Raw genomic sequence first — 16,826 nt, 5'->3', positions numbered from 1 at the left:
TTGCAAGAGTCAGACACCGGGTGAGAAGAACCCAACCACCGCACAGCGGCACCTGTCACCCTGACACTGAGTGTTTGTCCGCCGACACGCCGGTTGCGCCGTACATCTGTGCACGCTCGCTACGGCATACGAGGGTCGGTCCCTTGTGACGAGCAGACGCAAAAGCCCCCAAATCCCGCGGAAAAAGGGGGCCTTGGCGTCTGCTCGGCGAACCGAAAGGACCCTCAGATCAGGAACGGAACCAGAGCCTTGCGGTCGGTCGGGTAGTCGGGGAACTTCTCCTGATACCACCGGTGGGTCTGGAAGGCGCGCGGGATGAGGTTGCCCGCGGTGATCAGCAGGATGACGACGCCCGGCAGCGCCCAGGTCAGTACGGCGAACCCGGTCCAGGCGATCAGCTCGCCCAGGTAGGCCGGGCTGGTGACGTAGCGGAAGCCGCCGCCGAACGGAATCCGGTATTCCGCGCCGCCGGGGTTGTTCTTGTCGCGCAGGTTGCGCACGATCGACTCGGAGTTGACCAGCAGGGCGAACCCGCACAGGTAGATGACCAGGCCCACCAGGAACCTAGGGTCGGTCAGCCAGCCGGTGCCGTACTGGTGAAAGTAGTTGTGGCTGAACAGCGCACCGTTGAGGTAGCCGTGCATGGACGTGACGAGCATGCCCATCACCACCACCGAGATGTTGAAAGTGCTGCGCTTGCCGGGCGCCTGGCGGATCGCCAGCGGGAAGAACCAGCCGCGGTTGGCGTAGTGCAGTGCCCAGATACCGGCCAGCACCAGCGACGTCGGCTCGAAGCGGGCCGGCCCGCTCAGGAAGGCGATCAGGAACACCACCGTCGCCGGGATCTCCATCAGCCACCAGCCGAACTTGGGGTTCAGGTTCAGGCCCAGCTTGGTCGTCGAGAACCGGCCGTAGGAGCTCTGGCCGAAGAAGCCGCCGACGATCACGAATACCGCGAAGCCGAACGCCGCGGTCAGGACGGTGTCATAGACGGTGTTTCCGGTGTACCAGTGCATGTCAGTGTCCTATCACGCCGGGCGCGCCGACGTCGCCGCGAGCGTGCACAGTTGTACAGCTGCGACGGCGTGTCGGCGGGCAAACACGCACACTCGCCGAGAGGGGCAAACACGCACACTCGCCGAGAGGGGGAGCAGGGTCAGCGGGCGAACATCAGCGCCCGCTTGACCTCCTGGATCGCCTTGGTGATCTCGATACCGCGCGGGCAGGCATCGGTGCAGTTGAACGTGGTGCGGCAGCGCCACACGCCGTCGACCTCGTTGAGGATGTCCAGGCGCTCCGCGGCAGCCTCGTCGCGGCTGTCGAAGATGAACCGGTGGGCGTTGACGATCGCGGCCGGCCCGAAGTAGGCGCCCTCGCTCCAGTACACCGGGCAACTTGTGGTGCAGATGGCGCACAGGATGCACTTGGTGGTGTCGTCGTAGCGCGCACGGTCGGTCTGGCTCTGGATGCGCTCACGGGTGGGCTGGTTACCAGTGGTGATCAGGTACGGCTTGACCGCCTTGTAGGCATCCATGAACGGTTCCATGTTGACCACGAGGTCTTTTTCCACCGGCAGACCACGCAGCGGCTCGATGGTCAGCGTCAGCTCCTTGCCCGGCTTCTTGGGCAGGATGTCGCGCATCAGCAGCTTGCAGGCCAGCTTGTTGTTGCCGTTGACCCGCACCCCGTCGGAGCCGCACACGCCGTGCGCGCAGGACCGGCGGAAGGTCAGCGTGCCGTCCAGGTAGCTCTTCACGTAGATCAGCAGGTTGAGCAACCGGTCGGTCGGCAGCGCCGGAACCCGGAAGCTCTGCCAGCCGCCGGTGGCGGCGTAGGCATCCGGGTTCTCCGGGTTGTAGCGGGCGATCTTGAGCGTGACCATCTGCGCACCCTCGGGAACCGGGGGCAGCGGCGGGTCACCGGCGGGGGCAGAGTCGACCAACGCCGCCGGTGCCGCGCTCGTCGGCGCGGGCGAGCAGCAACCGCCCTCGGACGAGCAGCAACCGGAATCAGCTGAGGAGGACATCAGTACTTCCGTTCCTTCGGTTCGTAGCGGGTCTGCACCACCGGCTTGTAGTCCAGCCGGATGTCGGCGATCAGGTCGGTGCCCTGCTTGTAGGCCATGGTGTGGCGCATGTAGTTGACATCGTCGCGGTTGGGGTAGTCCTCGCGGGCGTGGCCGCCGCGCGACTCCTGCCGGTTGAGCGCACCCAGCACGGTGACCTCGGCCAGCTCCAGCAGGAAGCCCAGCTCGATCGCCTCCAACAGGTCGGAGTTGAAGCGCTTGCCCTTGTCGTGCACGGTGATCCGGGCGTAGCGCTCCTTGAGCGCGTGGATGTCGCTCAGCGCCTGCTTCAGGGTCTTCTCGGTGCGGAACACCGCGGCGTTGTTGTCCATCGACTGCTGCAGCGCGCCACGGATGTCGGCGACCCGCTCGTTGCCGTGCTCGGAGAGGATGTCGCCCACCCAACCCACGACCATCTCGGCGGGGTTCTCCGGCAGGTCGACGAACTCGTGGGAGTTGGCGTACTCAGCGGCGGCGATTCCGGCGCGACGGCCGAACACGTTGATGTCCAGCAGCGAGTTGGTGCCCAGCCGGTTGGCGCCGTGCACCGACACGCACGCGCATTCGCCGGCGGCGTAGAGACCGGGCACGGTGTTGGTGTTGTCGCGCAGCACCTGACCGGTCACGGTGGTCGGGATGCCGCCCATCACGTAGTGGCAGGTCGGGTAGACCGGCACCAGCTCCTTGACCGGGTCCACGCCCAGGTAGGTGCGGGCGAACTCGGTGATGTCGGGCAGCTTCTCCTCGAGCACGTCTTCGCCCAGGTGGCGGACGTCGATGTAGACGTAGTCCTTGTTCGGTCCGGCGCCGCGGCCCTCGAGCACCTCGAGCACCATCGAACGGGCCACGATGTCGCGCGGGGCCAGGTCGACGATCGTGGGGGCGTAGCGCTCCATGAACCGCTCGCCGTCGGCGTTGAGCAACCGGCCGCCCTCGCCGCGCACGGCCTCGGAGATCAGAATGCCCAGGCCGGCCAGGCCTGTCGGGTGGAACTGGTGGAACTCCATGTCCTCCAGCGGCAGACCCTTGCGGAACACGATGCCCAGGCCGTCGCCGGTCAGGGTGTGCGCGTTCGAGGTGGTCTTGTACATCCGGCCCGAGCCGCCGGTGGCGAACACGATGGCCTTGGCGTGGAAGACGTGGATGTCACCGGTCGCCAACTCGTAGGCGACGATCCCGGTGGCCACCGGGCCCGACGGCGTCTCGGTGAGCACCAGGTCCAGCGCGTAGAACTCGTTGAAGAACTCGACCCCGTGCTTGACGCAGTTTTGGTAGAGCGTCTGCAGGATCATGTGGCCGGTCCGGTCGGCGGCGTAGCACGCGCGGCGAACCGGGGCTTTGCCGTGGTCGCGGGTGTGCCCGCCGAACCGGCGCTGGTCGATGCGGCCCTCCGGGGTCCGGGAGAACGGCATGCCCATGTTCTCCAGGTCCAGCACCGCGTCGATGGCCTCTTTGGCCATGATCTCCACCGCGTCCTGGTCGGCCAGGTAGTCGCCGCCCTTGACGGTGTCGAAGGCGTGCCACTCCCAGTTGTCGTCCTCGACGTTGGCCAGCGCGGCGCACATGCCGCCCTGGGCCGCGCCGGTGTGGCTGCGCGTGGGGTAGAGCTTGGTCAGCACCGCGGTGCGGGCCCGGGGGGCCGCCTCGACGGCCGCGCGCATCCCGGCGCCGCCGGCCCCGACGATCACCACGTCGTATCGATGTTCTTGAATCACCGCGATATCACCCGTTCGCTACCGAATCTGCCGTCAAGAAATGTTCGCGTCGAAGCTCAGCAGCACGTAGCTGCCCAGCAACAGCGTGAAGATCACCGACACCGCCAACAACGCCATCAGCCAGAACCGGCTGCGGGAGCTGCGGGTGTAGTCGCCGATGATCGTGCGCAGGCCGTTGGCACCGTGCAGTTCGGCCAGCCACAACAGGGTCAGGTCCCAGATCTGCCAGTACGGATGGTGCCAGCGCTCCGCCACGTAGTTGAAGTCGATGCGGTACACACCGTCCTGCCACATCAGCATGACGAAAAGGTGCCCCAGCACCAGGAAGATCAGTGCGGCGCCGGAGAACCGCATGAACAGCCAGGTGTACTTCTCGAAGTTGGCCATCCCGCTGTGCCGCTGCGGCGCCCGCGGGTCGCCGAGGCTGGCCGGACGGTCGCGGTCCACGCCGCGAACGGGGGCAATCGGGCCCCTGCCGCCTTGGACGTCAGTTGTGCTCATAGGAACCGCTCCACCATGTGCATGCCGATCCGAACCACGACCGGAACCATTACCACCAGCCAGATGACGCCGACGGCCACCAGCATCTGGCGGTGCCAGCGGGTGCCCTGCCACCAGAAGTCGATCAGGATCAGCCGGACCCCGTTGAGACCGTGGAAGAGCACCGCGGCCACCAGCCCCAGCTCCATCAGGCCGACGAGCGGGGTCTTGTAGGTCGCGATCACCTCGGTGTAGGCCTCCGGGCTCACCCGCACCAGGGCCGTGTCGAGCACGTGGACGAACAGGAAGAAGAAGATCGTCGCGCCGGTGATGCGGTGCAGCGCGAACGCCCACATTCCCGGGTCGCCCTTGTACAGACTCTGCCGGCGGAATCGCATCACATCCGACCGCGTTCCCGGCTTCGCCGCATCGGCGGATGTCGCCGTCATCAGCGCCTCCAAATTATCTGCAGCGGCCCGTTGCGCTCGGCTATACCGTGCGTACGGTCGCTCCGCAACGCCCTCGCTGTCAATAAACCTCGGCAAGGACTCTAAACCCATCAACAGGCCCGAAACGACCGCGCAAAAGTTACTGACGAGTAGCTAAGGCCTGAGACTACCCTGAAATGTGATCGTTCACACGGACGGACGAGGTGACGTGGTGCACTCGGGTGAAGCGGAGATCTGTTGAATGTCCCGCAAAATTGACTGGGATCTGTTGCGGCGCAACGCAATCGAAGTGGCTGCTAATGCCTACGCGCCGTATTCGGGTCTGCGGGTCGGCGCGGCCGGCCTCACCGAAGACGGCCGGGTGGTCACCGGCTGCAATGTGGAAAATGTCTCATATGGGCTGGGCCTGTGTGCTGAGTGCGCAGTGGTCTGCGGGCTCTATGCGGCCGGCGGCGGACGGCTGGTGGCCCTGTCGTGCAGCAACGCCGACGGGAATCTGCTGATGCCGTGCGGCCGGTGCCGCCAAGTGCTGCTTGAACACGGCGGTTCGCAGTTGCTCATCGACCATCCGGCCGGGGCGCGGCCGTTGGCCGAGCTGCTGCCCGACGCCTTCGGGCCCGATGCGCTGCCATGAGCGGGCCGGTCTGTTTTGACGCCCCGACGCTGATCGCCATCAAGCGTGACGGCCACCGGCTGCCCGATGCCGGGATCGACTGGCTGATCGACGGCTACACCACCGGCCTGGTCGCTGAAGAGCAGATGGCGGCGCTGTTGATGGCGATCTACCTGCGCGGCATGGACGAGCACGAGAACGCCCGCTGGACGCGGGCGGTGATGGCGTCGGGGGAGCGGCTGGACTTCTCCGGCGTGGGCCGTCCCACCGTCGGCAAGCACTCGACCGGCGGGGTGGGCGACAAGATAACGCTGCCGCTGGTGGCCGTCGTCGCTGCCTGCGGCGCGGCGGTGCCGAGCGCCTCAGGCCGCGGTCTGGGCCATACCGGCGGCACGCTGGACAAAATGGAGTCGATCTCGGGGTTCACCCCGGCACTGCCGGCTTCCCGGGTCCGTGATCAGCTGTCCACGATCGGGGCGGCGATCTTCGCGGCCGGGCAACTGGCACCCGCCGACGTCAAGCTCTACGCGCTGCGCGACATCACCGGCACCGTCGAATCGCTGCCACTGGTCGCTGCCTCGGTGATGAGCAAAAAGCTCGCGGAGGGCACCGATGCGCTGGTCCTCGACGTCAAAGTCGGGTCCGGGGCGTTCATGAAGGAGCTGGACGACGCCCGCGAGTTGGCCCGGCGAATGGTCGGGTTGGGCACGGCGCACGGGGTGGCCACCCGAGCCTTGATCACCGACATGAGCACACCGCTGGGTTGCACGGTCGGCAACGCCGTCGAGGTGGCCGAGGCCCTCGAGGTGCTGGGCGGCGGCGGTCCCCCCGACGTGGTGGCGCTGACGGTGCGGTTGGCCCAGGAGATGCTGGCGCTGGCCGGTATCGACGGCGCTGATCCCGCGCAGACCCTGCGGGACGGCACCGCGATGGACCGATTCGCCGCGATGGTCGCCGCCCAGGGCGGCGATCTGGGCGTGCCGTTGCCGCTCGGGGCGTGCACCGAGACCGTGACAGCTGATCAGAGCGGCTTCATGGCACACATCGATGCGATGGCGGTGGCACTGGCGGCGTGGCGGCTCGGTGCGGGCCGAGCCCGGCCGGGGGAGCAGGTACAGCACGGCGCCGGCGTGCGGATTCACCGCCGCCCGGGCGACCCGGTGGCGGCCGGCGAGACGTTGTTCACCCTGTACACCGACACCCCCGAGCGAATGGCCCCCGCATTGGCCGAGCTCGACGGCGGCTATCGCGTCGACGACACACCGCCGCAGTCGCGGCCCCTGATCATCGAGACGAGCCCATGATGAAGCCATGAGCACACCGGTGAGCCTGGAGACCATCGGGGAAGTCCCCAAGGCGCTGCTGCACGATCACCTCGACGGCGGCCTGCGCCCGGCCACCGTCGTCGACATCGCCGGACAGGTCGGCTACGACGGGCTTCCGACGACCGATCCCGACGAGCTGGCGACCTGGTTCCGGACTCGCTCGCACAGTGGCTCGCTGGAGCGCTACCTCGAACCGTTCAGCCACACCGTGGCCGTGATGCAGACCGCCGACGCCCTGCACCGGGTCGCCCGCGAATGCGTCGAGGATCTGGCCGCCGACGCCGTCGTCTACGCCGAGGTGCGGTTCGCGCCGGAACTGCACATCGAGGGCGGGCTGAGGTTCGACGAGGTGACCGATGCAGTGCTGGCCGGTTTTGCCGACGGCGAGCGCGACGCGGCGGCCGCCGGGCGCGACATCACGGTGCGCTGTCTGGTCACCGCCATGCGTCACGCCGCGCTGTCCCGCGAGATCGCCGAGCTGGCCATCCGGTTCCGAGACAAGGGCGTGGTCGGGTTCGACATCGCCGGCGCCGAGGCCGGCCATCCGCCGACCCGGCACCTGGACGCCTTCGAGTACATGCGAGACCACAACGCGCGCTTCACCATTCACGCGGGTGAGGCCTTCGGGCTGCCCTCCATCCACGAGGCGATCGCATTCTGCGGCGCCGACCGGCTGGGCCACGGGGTGCGGATCACCGACGACATCACCGTCGACGGCGAGGGCCGGCTGCGACTGGGGCGGCTGGCGGCGATCGTGCGCGACAAGCGGGTCCCGCTGGAGTTGTGCCCGAGCTCGAATGTGCAGACCGGCGCGGTCGGCAGCATCGCCGAGCATCCGTTCGACCTGCTGGCCCGCGCCCGGCTGCGGGTGACGATCAACACCGACAACCGGCTCATGAGCGACACCACCATGAGCAAGGAGATGCTGCTGCTGGCCGAGACCTTCGGGTACGGCTGGGCCGATCTGCAGCGGTTCACGGTGAACGCGGTGAAGTCGGCGTTCATCCCCTTCGATCAGCGGGTACAGATCATCGAAGAAGTGATCAAGCCGCACTACGCGGCGTTGATCGACTGATTCCCAGGAAACACCGAAGGCCGGGGAATCGCGCTGGCGATCTCCCGGCCTTCGCTGCAGGAATCAGTGCTCGGTGACGGTGGCTTCGGCGTCGCCGTCATTCCAGGTGATGACGCCGTGCTCGAAGGTGGTCTGCTTGGCCCCGTCGGCGTTGGTGGTCTCGTCGCTGGTCGGGTAGCCGAGCTTGCCCTGCGAACCGCCCAGCTCGTTCCACTTGTCGCGGATCTTGCCCCACACCACGTACGAACGGGTGGTGTGAACGATCACGCCGCCATCGAACTGCTGGTAGATGCCGCCGTCGGGGTTCTTCTGCTCGGCGCCGGTGGGCTCGCCCAAGTCCTGCTTGGCGCTCGCGTCCAGGGAGTCGAGCTTGGCCAAAATCGGTCCGGAGACGGTGTATTCCTTGCCGTCGGCGCCGGTGATCACGGTGGAGCTGGCAGCGGTCTCCTCCTCCGACGGGGTGCTGACCGCCGATGAGATCACCGAGCTGGCCGAGGATGCGATCGAGCTGGCTGAGCTCAGTGCTTCGTTGGTCTTCTCCTTGGCGGTGCCGTCACAACCCGTGCCGATGAGTGCGACCCCCAATACTGCTGCGGATACTGCTGCGGCCCGCTTCGTCGCCTTGCGCATGTGTAGTCCTTTCGAATTGGAAGGCCCCCGTAAAAAGCACGGCTCGGCCCGAGTGTTACCGCGCCAGATGTTAGTCGCGGTTATCAGGACGCCGCAGTCAATTGAAGCAATTGATTGCCTTAATTCAGCGCGAAATTCGCGAGAGCGCGCATGCCTTCCTGCGCGATAGTTTGCCGCCGTTCACCACCCGTGCGGATGCGCCGGACGGAAACACCGATTATTCGCGCCGCAGCCGCGACTGCACGAACTGTTCGAGCTGTTCCCACTCCTTGACGGCGGGAGCGTACGGACGCTGCGGCTCGTTGACCGATTCGCGGTCGAGGACGTAGCTGACCATCCGACCCAGCGGACGGTTCGGCTGCAGGGTGGCGTCAACCACGCCGTCTTCGGCGTAGGTGCCCACGTCCTGCAGAAATTCCACGGCCAGTTCGAGCTGCTCACGGTCCACCGCGTCCGGCCCGTCGGTGATGTCGTCGGTGATCCCGGAGAGCACATAGACGTTGTCATCGGTGATGTCGATCGACAGTGAACCGTCGGTGGCGGCGGTGCGGATGTCGTCGTAGGTGCTCAGATCCGACAGGTCGTGGTCATGCTCGTCGGCCAGGTAGCGGGCCAGTGCGCGCTCGGAACCGAACACGCTGATCCGGCCGTTGCGGCCCAGGAATACCGGCTGGTCACCGAGGTAACAGCGCAGCGTGAAGTAGGTTCCGTTGTCGGTGATGATGCGAATCGGGTCGATGCCCACCTTGGTCCAGAAGTTGGCGTCGCCGCCCAGGATCACCCGGTCGCCCGAGGCCCGCTCGGCGGTCGCGCCGGTCGTCTCCTCGTCGGCGCTGTCCTGTTCGTCCTCGTCGCCGGCCTCGGTGTCGTCGATGTCCTCCTCCGGCTCCGGCTCCGCCGGGGGGTCGGCGGCCAGTTCATCGGCGGCCCGCGACGCCGCGGCCGCATCGACCTGGGGGGTGGTGATGATCTCTTCGATGGCGGTCAGCACGCCGCCCCAGTTGCGCCCGACGATCTCGGCGATCTGCGCCCAGCGTTTGCGCCCGGCCCGGCCGGTGAAGTTGTCGACGCCCCCGGCCAGCCAGCCCAGGTTGGGGTTGCCGTTGAAGAACTTCGTCACCGCGGTCAGGTCGCAGACCGAACCGATCGCCGAGACGATGTCCAGCGTGTTGGCCAGTGACGTGACGGACTGCTTGGTCGGCTTCTCGGCCAGCAGCTCCTCGACCTCGATCAGGTCGTACTGGTGGCTGGGGGCCGGGTCCAGCTTGTGGGCGTTGGCCTGCGCAAACTGCGTCCAGGCCGGGTGGTCGAACAGGTCGTTGTTGGCGTTGATCCGTACGAACGCGACCAGGTCCGCCACGGTGGTGAATCCGTAGAGGTCATCGCCCTTCCCGAGGAACGCCTGCCACTCGTCACCGGAGTCGCGCCAACTGGGCGCCCACAGGGTGTAGCGGTCACCATCGGTCACCGTGAGGCGGATCGGTACAAGGTCAGCTGCCATGGCGCACAGAATAACGATCTACCCGCAGCGCTCTGGAGCCGGGATTAGCGCCGTGATTTTGCGGCGCAACGTAACGCAACACAAATTAAAGAATCCTGAATTTTGCGAGAACGCGTTGGCGGCACGCGTCGGGGTCTAGCGTCGCAGGTGTTGGGAACCGGGCCGGGGGAGGCCGCGATGACGACTGGTCGGTTGCGCCCGGCGGGCGCGATGCTGCTGGCGGTGCTGTGCGCCGCGATCCTGGGCCTGGCCTCCCCGCTGACCTCGGCGGCGGCCGACCACCTGGCGATCCGGCTGCGGCTGCTGGCCGACCACGGCTGGATCATGAGCGGCACCGGCGTGCCTGATCCCACCGTCGGGCCCTACCTGGGCCAGATCCTCGCCGGATACCTTCAGCCGCCGTCTCCGCTTTTCGAGGGCCAGCCGACGTTCGCCGGCTACGACTTCCAGGGCCTGGTCACACCAGAGCAGTTCTGTCCGTTTGTCTGCATTCCGGGCCAGCCGCCGATGAACTTCGGCACGTCGCTGAACACCGGGGTGAGCCTGTTGAACGAGGCGATCCTGGCGCAGTTGCTGGCCGACGACAACGTGACGGTGTTCGGCTACTCGCAGAGCGCCGCCATCGCAAGCATCGAAATGGCCAACCTGATCGCCAACGCCGGTACCGCTGGCTTCCCCACCCTGGATCAGCTGGACAACATGAACGTCGTTCTGATCGGAGATCCGAACAATCCGATCGGCGGGATCCTCGATCGCTTCGCGTTCCCCGGCGACCAGCACCTGCCATTCGTCAACATCCCGCTGAGCCTGGGCGCCACCCCGACCGACCACATCGCGTCGGCCATCTACACCGGTGAGTACGACGGCTGGGCCAACTTTCCGCAGGACCCGACCAACATCCTGGCCGTCATCAACGCCCTCATCGGCATCCTCACCGTGCACCCGTACTACCCGGACTACACCGCAGAGCAGCTGGCCAGCGCCATCAACGTCGGCACGATCGGCGACGCGAACTTCTACATGATTCCGCAGAACCTGCCGATCCTGCAGTTCATGTTCAACGGTGGGACTGCGGGGCAGTTCTTCGGCGACTTCTTCTCCCCGTGGGCTCGGCTGATCATCAACTGGGGCTACGGCAATGCCGGCAACCCGGCTGTCAACGGTCTGTACCCGATCCCGGCCGGCGACTTCATCAGCGGCAGTGCCTACCAGCAGGCGTTCGGGGTGGCCGGCGGGCCGTGGGCGATGACGCCGACCGGCGACCTCTATGACGGTTCCAGCGTGATGGGCCTGTTCATGCGGATGGACCCGCTGCAGATGCTGGCCGGTGTCCAAAACGCATTGATCCAGAGCCTCGTCGGCCCGTGGGCCGACGTCGCGGCCGCGGCCAGTGGCGGCACCCTCACGGACGGTGACATCGCCACCATCACCGGCATCACCGACGTCCTGCAGACCATCACCGGCTACGACCTGATCAACTCGATCGACCAGTTCCTCATCAACGGCTGGAGCGAGTTGGCCACTGCGCTGAATGTGGACGATGTGCTGGGCCCCGACGCCCTGTTGAGCGGGGCCGCGGTGCCCGGTGACGCGCTGCTGGCTCTGATCGGGGCGGGATTCAGCCTCTTTAACTTCTTCGGCGCGTAGCCCGGGACAAACGCGGCGCCGGCCCGTTGGATTGCGGTCGAGTTGACAACACGCGATTCCTCTACGAAGGTCAACGCTGAAATCCACCTAATAGATTAATGTGATCCTGCCAGGTGGGGATAATTGCGCGCCGATGACATATTCGAACCGACTTGGAGGTCTGCAATGACGGGTACGCGAGGGCGTTCTGCAGGGGTCACATTGGTGGCCGCGCTCTGCGCAGTCCTGCTCGGAATGTCGTCGCTGCTGAGTCCGGCTCTGGCGACCCGGGTCGAGAAGATGCTCGCCGACGTCGCGCTGCTGGCCGGTCAAGCATGGATCATGACCGGCACCGGTCAGGCCGACCCGACGATCGGCAGCTACATGGACGTGGTGCGCGACTACTACCTGCAGCCCCTGGTGCCGTGGTTCGACGGGCAGACCACGTTCGACGGTTACACGCTGAATGGCCTGACCACCCCCGAACAGTTCTGTCCGATCGTCTGCCAGCCGTTGCCCGTCCCGCAGCTGAACTTCGGGGACTCGCTGACCGAGGGCGTGGCCAACCTCGAAGACGCGATCCGCCCACAGCTCGAGGCCGGCGACGAAGTGACGGTGTTCGGCTTCTCGCAGAGCTCGGTGGTGGCCACCTTGGCCATGCACAATCTGCTGGCCAACGCCCCCGGTGGCGACTACGACCCGGACAACCTGAACTTCGTGCTGATCGGCGCCCCCAACAACCCGATCGGTGGCATGTTGACCCGGCTGTCCTTCCCGGACGGGTTCGACGGGGCTATGCAGCACATTCCGTTCCTGAACATCCCCCTCGGCATCCAATCGACTCCGACCACTCCGTTCGCGACCGACGTCTACAGCACCGAATACGACGGCTGGGCCGTCTTCCCGCAGGACCTCACCAACCCGCTGGCCGTGATCAACGCGATCATGGGGATCGGCGCGGTGCACAACGCCTACTTCGACGAGAACCTGTCAAACGTCATCGACCTGGGCACGATCGGCAACACCAACTACTACGTGCTGCCCGAGCAACTGCCGATCCTCGGCCCGCTTTACGCCCTCGGCGACATCGGCAAGTTCGCCGCGGACGCGGTGGCGCCCATCCTGAAGACCGTCATCGACTGGTCCTACGGCAACCCCGGTGCACCGGACGCCGGAATCACCGTGAACGGTGTCGACCCGATCGGCGCGGCCGGCGCCTGGGCGGTCACCGCCACCGGACAGCTGTCCGAGGACGTCGGCGTGGCCGGCTTCCTGCTGCGGATGGACCCGCTGCAGATGCTGGCCGGACTACAGTACGCCGGCGTGCAGAGCCTGACCAACACCGTCAACAACCTGCTGGACCTCGTCGGGCAGGGCCCGCTGTCGGACTCGATCGTCGACACCCTGCTGTCGGGCTACGACCTGACGCTCGGCCTGGACCAGGCGCTGCTCACCGGATGGCAGGACCTGGCCACCGACTGGGGCGTCGCCGATGTGCTGGGTCCGGACGCCATCTTCAACGGCGCTCCGCTCATCTCGGCTCAGCCGCTGCTGGACCTGCTCGGGGTCGGATTCAGCCTGATCAACCTGCTCGTCCCCTAAATCGATGCAGCACCGCTGCGCGCTGGGCGCAGCACTGCTCCTCGCGGCGGCGGTGCCCTCGGTGAGCGTTGGGCCGGGGGCACCGAGGCTGGATGCGACCGCTCGGCCCGACGTCGCGCTGTTGGCCGACGAGGGCTGGGTCATGGGGCCGACCAGCATTCCCGACCCGACGGTCGACGGCTACCTGGACGCCGTGCTGGAGCTGTTCCTGCAGCCGGCCTCGCCGTGGTTTCCCGGACAGCCGACCTTCCCCGGCTCTCAGTTCGAGGGCCTGGTCACCCCCGAGCAGTTCTGTCCGCTGGTGTGCCTGCCGCCGCCGAATCCGCAGCTGACATTCGCCGAGTCGGTAGCCCGCGGCACGGAGATCCTGCACACCGCGATCTGGCCGCAACTGCAGAACGGCGACGACGTCACGGTGTTCGGCTACTCGCAGAGCGCCACCATCTCGACACAGGAGATGAGCAACCTACTTGCGGCAGGGCCCGGCGGGTATGACCCGGCCAATCTGCACTTCGTGCTGATCGGCAATCCCAACAACCCGCTCGGCGGCGTCCTGACCCGCCTTCCGGCATATCCGCTGTTGGGCGATCAGCCGGTGCACCTGCCGTTCCTGGGTATCCCGTTGAGCATCGGACCCACCCCGACCACCGGGTTCGACACCGACATCTACACCGGCGCCTATGACGGCCTGGCCAACTTCCCGCAGGACCCCGCCAACCTGCTGGCCATGCTCAACGCGCTGATCGGCACGGCGACAGTGCATTTCTCCTACGCAGATGCCGAAAACCTGGCCGACACCATCGATCTCGGCAGGATAGGGGACACCGACTTCTATCTGATTCCCCAACAGCTGCCCATCCTGTGGCCGGTCTACCAGCTCGGCGACATCGGCAAGGTCATCGGGGATGCGCTGGCGCCGATGCTCAAGCTGGTCATCGACTGGGGCTACGGCAATCCGGGTGACCCGTTCGTCGGCGTCAACGGCACCGACGCCGTGGGGCCCTGGGCGGTCACCGCCACCGGCCAGCTGGCCGACGGCTCCGACGTGGCCGGCTTCGTCATGCGAATGGACCCGCTGCAGATGTTGGCCGGCCTGCAGTACGCCGCGGTACACAGCGTCGTCGACCCGGTCAATGACCTGTTGGGTCTCGCCGGACAGTCCCCGCTGCCGGATTCGTTCGTCGATGCACTGCTGGCCGGCTACCACCTCATCAACACCGTGGACGCCCAGCTGCTCGAGGCGTGGAGCCAGCTGGCGGTATCGCTGGACGTCGCCGACTGGCTGGGCCCGGACGCGGTGTTCAACGGCGAGCCGTTGATCTCGCTTGCACCGATGCTGGAGGCGGGCGCGGTGGTCTTCGAGATCCTCAACCTCCTCGGGGCGTGACCCGTATGGTCCCAGGCGTGAAAGTGAGCGTCGTAGAACACCCCTTGGCCGCGGCCCGATTGACCGCCCTGCGCGACGAGCGCAGCGACAAAGCAGCGTTCCGGTCGGCGCTGCGCGAGCTGACCTGGATGCTGGTCTACGAGGCCACCCGCGGCGCGCCCCGCGAGGACATCACCGTGCGCACCCCGCTGGCCGAGACCGGTGGGACACGGCTGGCGCGACCGCCGCTGCTGGTGCCGGTGCTGCGCGCCGGGCTGGGAATGGTGGAAGCGGCCCACGCTCTGATCCCGGAGGCCGACGTCGGTTTCGTCGGGGTGGCGCGCAATGAGGCCACCCACCAGCCGGTGCCGTACCTGACCTCGCTGCCGGCGGACCTGAGCACCACACCGGTCCTGGTCCTCGACCCGATGCTGGCCACCGGCGGCTCGCTGGTGTACACCCTGGGACTGCTGGTCGATCGCGGCGCAACCGACATCACCGTGCTGTGCGTGGTGGCCGCGCCGGAAGGTGTTGCAGCACTGGAGAAAGCGGCGCCGGGGGTGCGGCTGTTCACGGCCACCGTTGACGACGGCCTGAATGACGACGCCTACATCGTGCCGGGTCTCGGCGATGCCGGCGACCGCCAGTTCGGTCCGCGCTGAGCTACCAGGCGCGGACCGCGTCGGACAGCATGGCGCATATCCGGGTGGCCTCAGTGCGGTTGTCGGCCAGCTCATCCGACGGCGGTCGGACGACTTCGAGGTAGCACTTGAGTTTCGGCTCGGTACCCGACGGCCGCACCACCACCCGCACCGAGCTGCCGTCGCGCTCGCCGCTGAACTCCAACGCGTCGGTGACGGGCCCGTTGCGGTGCAGCAGATCGGTTGCGGTGACGGCGAATCCAGCCAGCGTCGCCGGTGGATCGGCCCGCAGCCGGGCCATCACCGCGGCCGCATCGGCGGGACTGGCCACTCGGCGTGACACCGCGTCGGTGACGTGCACGCCGTGGCGACGAGCCAGCTCGTCGAGTGCTTCGGGCACCGAGCTGCCCCGGCTTGCCAGTGCCGCCACCAGATCGCAGACCAGCACGGCGGCGCTGATGCCGTCCTTGTCACGCACCGCCTCCGGGTCCACGCAGTAGCCGATCGCCTCCTCGTAGGCGTAAACGAGGGTAGCGCCGGGCAGGCCGTCATCGGCACGCGCCAGCCACTTGAACCCGGTCAGCGTCTCCACATGGCGGGCGCCGTAGCGCGCGGCGATGCCCGCCAGCATGCGCGACGACACCACGCTGCTGGCCACCACCGTGTTGGCCGCCCGCCGCGCGGGCAACCGTGACAGCAGGTAGTCGCCCAACAGCCATCCGGTCTCGTTGCCGGTCAGCATCCGCCAGCCGTCCGGGCCGGCGATGCCGACCGCGCACCGGTCGGCGTCGGGGTCCAAGGCGATCGCGACGTCGGCGCCGACCTCGGCGGCCAGTGCCAGCAGCGCGTCGGTGGCGCCGGGTTCTTCCGGGTTGGGGAACGCCACCGTGGGGAAGTCGGGATCGGGGTCGAACTGGCTGCCCACCAGGTGGATATCGGCAAACCCCGCGGCGCGCAGGACCTCGACGGCAACCTTGCCGCCCACGCCGTGCAGCGGTGTCAGGGCCACCCGGACCCGGCCGCCGTGCCGCCGAACCTGAGCGGCCCGGCCGATGTAATGCATCGTGAGTTCATCTCCGGCCGGTGTGACCGGGCGGCGGGCGATCGTGTCCGCCGGGGGAGCGACGGCCATCGCTGCTTCGATCTCGGTGTCAGTCGGCGACACGATCTGCATGCCGCGGTCGAAGTACACCTTGTAGCCGTTGTCTCCTGCCGGATTGTGTGACGCGGTGATCTGGATGCCGGCCGCCGCACCGGTGTGGCGCACCGCGAATGCCACCACGGGTGTTGGGCAGGGCCGGGGAAGAAGCACTACCGAGAATCCGGCGGCAGCCAGCACTTCGGCTGTCGCAGTGGCGAATTGCGCCGAGCCGTGCCGTGCGTCGCCGCCGACCACCACGGTCGCGCCTGTGCGTCGCTGCGCGCTGAGGACGTGGCCCACCGCCCAGCTGGCACGCAGTACCACGGCCAGATTCATCGCGTCGGGTCCGCCCCGCACGGGCCCACGCAGCCCGGCCGTGCCAAACTTCAGCGGCGCCGCGAACCGGTTTGCCAGCTCGCCCGGATCGCACGTGCGCAGTTCCGCCGCGGTCACCGGGTCGGGGTCGTGGGCGATCCACTCCTGGGGGGTCACCCCTGGATTGTCTCAAAGCTTTCAGCTGATAGGTGTAAACTAACGGGTTGACTAATTAATTTTGCTGCTACGCTCTTCCGGTTGCCGTCACTTGACAATGGGGGG

At 67.2% G+C, this 16,826-nt stretch carries 15 protein-coding genes; 7 read left to right on the top strand and 8 right to left on the bottom strand.

Annotated elements, in window-relative coordinates:
* Positions 1–224: 224 nt before the first annotated feature.
* The 5 genes from AWC18_RS05220 to sdhC form a co-directional block, all read right to left on the bottom strand.
* Positions 225–1,016, bottom strand: coding sequence for a phosphatidylethanolamine N-methyltransferase family domain-containing protein (locus AWC18_RS05220; RefSeq protein WP_085137998.1), 792 nt, complete (start codon positions 1,014–1,016; stop codon positions 225–227).
* Positions 1,017–1,156: 140 nt separating this feature from the next.
* A complete protein-coding gene (locus AWC18_RS05215; RefSeq protein ID WP_234784365.1) occupies positions 1,157–2,026 on the bottom strand; it encodes a succinate dehydrogenase iron-sulfur subunit in 870 nt (289 codons plus the stop codon).
* Positions 2,026–3,780: a succinate dehydrogenase flavoprotein subunit gene (gene sdhA / locus AWC18_RS05210; RefSeq protein ID WP_085137997.1), complete on the bottom strand. Its 1,755-nt coding sequence runs from the start codon at positions 3,778–3,780 to the stop codon at positions 2,026–2,028. Before sdhA ends, AWC18_RS05215 begins: the two co-directional genes overlap by 1 nt.
* Before the next feature lie 33 nt (positions 3,781–3,813).
* Positions 3,814–4,281 carry a succinate dehydrogenase hydrophobic membrane anchor subunit gene (locus tag AWC18_RS05205; RefSeq protein ID WP_064996795.1) on the bottom strand — a complete coding sequence of 156 codons (468 nt, stop codon included), beginning with the start codon at positions 4,279–4,281 and terminating at the stop codon, positions 3,814–3,816.
* Positions 4,278–4,712 (bottom strand): succinate dehydrogenase, cytochrome b556 subunit, encoded by a 435-nt coding sequence (gene sdhC, locus AWC18_RS05200; RefSeq protein ID WP_420093312.1) that lies wholly within the window; start codon positions 4,710–4,712, stop codon positions 4,278–4,280. The genes AWC18_RS05205 and sdhC overlap by 4 nt, the downstream gene beginning before the upstream one ends.
* A gap of 238 nt (positions 4,713–4,950) precedes the next feature.
* Between sdhC and AWC18_RS05195 the strand changes: the two genes are divergently transcribed.
* From AWC18_RS05195 to AWC18_RS05185, 3 genes are read left to right on the top strand one after another with little or no spacing between them, the layout of a single operon-like run.
* Positions 4,951–5,343: a cytidine deaminase gene (locus tag AWC18_RS05195; RefSeq protein WP_064996797.1), complete on the top strand. Its 393-nt coding sequence runs from the start codon at positions 4,951–4,953 to the stop codon at positions 5,341–5,343.
* Positions 5,340–6,626: a thymidine phosphorylase gene (locus tag AWC18_RS05190; RefSeq protein WP_085137996.1), complete on the top strand. Its 1,287-nt coding sequence runs from the start codon at positions 5,340–5,342 to the stop codon at positions 6,624–6,626. The genes AWC18_RS05195 and AWC18_RS05190 overlap by 4 nt, the downstream gene beginning before the upstream one ends.
* Before the next feature lie 7 nt (positions 6,627–6,633).
* On the top strand, positions 6,634–7,722 hold the full coding sequence (locus AWC18_RS05185) for an adenosine deaminase (RefSeq protein WP_085137995.1): 1,089 nt from the start codon (positions 6,634–6,636) through the stop codon (positions 7,720–7,722).
* Between the two features lie 63 nt (positions 7,723–7,785).
* On the opposite strand, the gene AWC18_RS21800 is transcribed toward AWC18_RS05185, so the two are convergent.
* The gene (locus tag AWC18_RS21800) at positions 7,786–8,352 is read right to left on the bottom strand and encodes an LGFP repeat-containing protein (RefSeq protein WP_208858319.1); all 567 of its coding nucleotides are present in this window, start codon (positions 8,350–8,352) and stop codon (positions 7,786–7,788) included.
* Between the two features lie 217 nt (positions 8,353–8,569).
* Complete coding sequence (satS, locus tag AWC18_RS05175) at positions 8,570–9,853, bottom strand: protein export chaperone SatS (protein WP_085137994.1); 1,284 nt, start codon at positions 9,851–9,853, stop codon at positions 8,570–8,572.
* A gap of 177 nt (positions 9,854–10,030) precedes the next feature.
* Between satS and AWC18_RS05170 the strand changes: the two genes are divergently transcribed.
* From AWC18_RS05170 to upp, 4 genes are all read left to right on the top strand, one after another.
* Positions 10,031–11,500, top strand: coding sequence for a PE-PPE domain-containing protein (locus AWC18_RS05170; protein WP_064996858.1), 1,470 nt, complete (start codon positions 10,031–10,033; stop codon positions 11,498–11,500).
* Positions 11,501–11,665: 165 nt separating this feature from the next.
* Entirely contained in the window at positions 11,666–13,081 is a 1,416-nt protein-coding gene (locus AWC18_RS05165; protein WP_064996802.1) for a PE-PPE domain-containing protein, read from the top strand.
* Positions 13,082–13,085: 4 nt separating this feature from the next.
* Positions 13,086–14,468 (top strand): PE-PPE domain-containing protein, encoded by a 1,383-nt coding sequence (locus AWC18_RS05160; protein ID WP_064996803.1) that lies wholly within the window; start codon positions 13,086–13,088, stop codon positions 14,466–14,468.
* A 17-nt stretch (positions 14,469–14,485) separates the two neighbouring features.
* Positions 14,486–15,109 carry a uracil phosphoribosyltransferase gene (upp, locus tag AWC18_RS05155; RefSeq protein ID WP_064996859.1) on the top strand — a complete coding sequence of 208 codons (624 nt, stop codon included), beginning with the start codon at positions 14,486–14,488 and terminating at the stop codon, positions 15,107–15,109.
* Between the two features lies 1 nt (position 15,110).
* Here upp and AWC18_RS05150 read toward each other — a convergent pair whose 3' ends face one another.
* Positions 15,111–16,721, bottom strand: coding sequence for a phospho-sugar mutase (locus tag AWC18_RS05150; RefSeq protein WP_064996804.1), 1,611 nt, complete (start codon positions 16,719–16,721; stop codon positions 15,111–15,113).
* Positions 16,722–16,826: the final 105 nt, after the last annotated feature.

Source organism: Mycolicibacter nonchromogenicus (assembly GCF_002101775.1).
GTDB classification, from domain to species: Bacteria; Actinomycetota; Actinomycetes; order Mycobacteriales; family Mycobacteriaceae; genus Mycobacterium; species Mycobacterium nonchromogenicum.
The sequence above is the reverse complement of the archived record's forward strand: the minus strand, read 5'-3'. Positions and strand labels throughout refer to the sequence as shown.